This window comes from Leucobacter sp. MMO-125 (assembly GCF_037148395.1).
Lineage (GTDB): Bacteria > Actinomycetota > Actinomycetes > Actinomycetales > Microbacteriaceae > Leucobacter.
Genome location: NZ_JBBCTL010000007.1, coordinates 1 through 2,422 on the forward strand (window position 1 = coordinate 1; position 2,422 = coordinate 2,422).

Here is a 2,422-nt window from a genome sequence, read left to right on the forward strand (position 1 = left end):
TGGCTTGAGCTCAAGGCGAAGTACGCATGATGCCAACAACTGCGGTCCTCTTCATCGGTCTCGGCCTCGCGCTTGCGGGTGCCGGGGCCACGCTCGGAGCGCACCTGGTCCTGCGCAGGCTCACGAAGCGGAGGCGCGAATGACAGCACCGTCCCCTCTTCTTGAGGTCGATTGGAGCACCGTGATCACAGCATCTATCACCGCCGTCGGAGGGATCCTCGTCGGCGTCCTCACCGCACGTGGTAAACGGCGCGAGGACACGCAGGTGCTCATCGATCAGCTCCAGGAAGAGCGCGCCACCTACGTCGAGCAGCTCCGTGAGGAACGGGCCGCGGGTGATGCTCGCCTGTCGCGCATGTGGACAGACAAGGCCGCGTCCCGTCAGCACGTTGCTGAGCTGCGGGCCCACATCTACCAGGGCTCCCCGCCCCCGCCCCCGGTCCCGCCACCCGGATACATCGAATAGGAGACCACATGACCACCCAGACCAAGACCGATCGCAAGAATCAGGACCGTCGCACGATCATGGCAGCGCTGGTCGCTGTGCTAGTCGCCCGCCTCGTCGCACAGATCCCGGCGCTGGCCGTCGCGCTCGCGTGGGTCGATGGCGTGATCGCGGAGGCTGGCATTGTGTCGGTGCCGGCGCTCGCGCTGCTGCAGGCGCTCGTGATCGCGCTCGTGATCCTCGTCTACCAGCGGCTCGCGCAGTGGCTTGGTGATCGCTGGCCGGCCGTCGAGCGCATCATGCTCGGATCCGACGCCCGCCCGCACTACGTACCCCGCTACGCGAAGCAGCTCTAGGGAGTTGCCCCCCTTGGGCGCGCTCTCTAAGCGAGCTGGGGAATCAAACTGACGTTCCTAGGTTGATGTAAGCTGCGACAAGACTCGATTTTCGATAGCGCTTGAAGACCGCGATAAGGGCCATATTGGGTGATGTAACGAGGACGCTAGTCCACCACGGAACTAGACACGTCATCCGCGCTGCCCTCACTGCGGACGGAATGAGCCAGCCAGCCATGGAATACTTGCGGCTGCTTCAACGCAAGATGCTTCCTCTGACTGGAATGGAGTTGCCGGATGAAGCTCAGATCAACATTTTCCATCGCCTGATTGCTAAGATAAGACGATTTGGAGATGGGCGGCCCCTCAGTCGCACAGACTTCAATGAACTCGAGGACGGTCTTTTCGAGTTCAAACATGATGTAGTCAGGATTAGTTTCTATGACACAGATGGCAACGGCCGCTTCACCCCGAAGGCTGGAGTTTGGTATACCGAGTGGGACAATAGTCGTGCATGCGCGCTTCCGGAAGATCTCGAAGAAGATGTTCGGCTCGGGTATTCATTCGAAAAGGTTTCGGCTCAGACTCTCCCTGAGGACCTTGAGAAGTGCAAACAGGTGAGAAGAGAGGATATCGCTCATGACCAAGCAGATTGAATCGGCCTCTTTCATTGACCTGATCACAGAGGACCCATTCCATGCGCGAGAGGTGGCCGCGGCAGACCTAGTCGAAGATGCAACGGAAAAACTGCAGCGGGCGTTCCGTGGTAGCGAAGCTTCGGTCGAGTCGCTCGCTCAAGCGCTCCATGTCAGTGTCGAGCGAGTCAGAGAGGTGATCTCCGGCGAATCTGACCTCTTGATCTCCACGTTTGCTCGCTATCTAAAGGCGCTCGGGAGGGAAGTGAGCTTCTCTTTCAAGGATGAGTCGGCGTCACATCGGCCCGGGCCATGGGTTAACATCCGGGTTTACGCGGAAAGCGACGGCGCAGTTCGGAGGCTCACACTGGAAAGCCACGATGATGGTTTCCCGATCATCGAGAAGACATATATCGGACGGTTGCATCAAAGCCCGAGTTTTGTGATCAAGCCCGACAGCGCTCCCGCAGTCAATCCCAACCGGAAATCTGAGATCTATGCCGAATTCTAAAGCAGGCCTTCTGTTTGAGCCGACCGAAGTCGCGCTGCTTTCGGTGAACGCGGAGCGGTTCTTCTCAAAGAAGCCCAAGCGTGCCAAGGCAAAGATCGACATGTCGGTTGACACATCGAGATACGCGGAGAACGGCAACGAAGTCCAGATCGGGATCAAGTACGTCTGTGATCTTTACGACGGAGACGCTGAAGGTGAGGACGGGCACTTCGTCCGGATAGCAACCGTCTACCGGGCCACCTTCGCTAGCAATCGCGAACTTTCCTCCGAGGATGCCGAATCTGGCGCTTTGGAACCCACAAAGGACCACGCCTTTGAACTATTGCATCCTTATCATCTCCAGAAACTCCAAGCACTAGGGTATGAGCTAATTGGTGAGCACGTCTCTTTGCCGCTTCGGTGGGACTCTGATCTGATAGTTGAAGGCGATTAGGCAGACAGCACACTTACTTCTGCGCCCCCGCTGCTCTTCGGAGCGGCGGGGGCACTTTTCGTG

5 protein-coding genes are annotated in these 2,422 nt (G+C 58.5%); all 5 read left to right on the plus strand.

What is annotated here, in order from left to right; genetic code table 11:
• Positions 1-181 precede the first annotated feature (181 nt).
• A complete protein-coding gene (locus WFI54_RS12700) occupies positions 182-466 on the plus strand; it encodes a hypothetical protein (RefSeq protein WP_336653176.1) in 285 nt (94 codons plus the stop codon).
• A gap of 8 nt (positions 467-474) precedes the next feature.
• Positions 475-801 (plus strand): hypothetical protein, encoded by a 327-nt coding sequence (locus tag WFI54_RS12705; RefSeq protein ID WP_336653177.1) that lies wholly within the window; start codon positions 475-477, stop codon positions 799-801.
• 215 nt (positions 802-1,016) lie between these two features.
• Positions 1,017-1,436 (plus strand): hypothetical protein, encoded by a 420-nt coding sequence (locus WFI54_RS12710; RefSeq protein WP_336653178.1) that lies wholly within the window; start codon positions 1,017-1,019, stop codon positions 1,434-1,436.
• Positions 1,420-1,926 (plus strand): hypothetical protein, encoded by a 507-nt coding sequence (locus tag WFI54_RS12715; protein ID WP_336653179.1) that lies wholly within the window; start codon positions 1,420-1,422, stop codon positions 1,924-1,926. Before WFI54_RS12710 ends, WFI54_RS12715 begins: the two co-directional genes overlap by 17 nt.
• Entirely contained in the window at positions 1,913-2,359 is a 447-nt protein-coding gene (locus tag WFI54_RS12720) for a hypothetical protein (RefSeq protein ID WP_336653180.1), read from the plus strand. The genes WFI54_RS12715 and WFI54_RS12720 overlap by 14 nt, the downstream gene beginning before the upstream one ends.
• Positions 2,360-2,422: the final 63 nt, after the last annotated feature.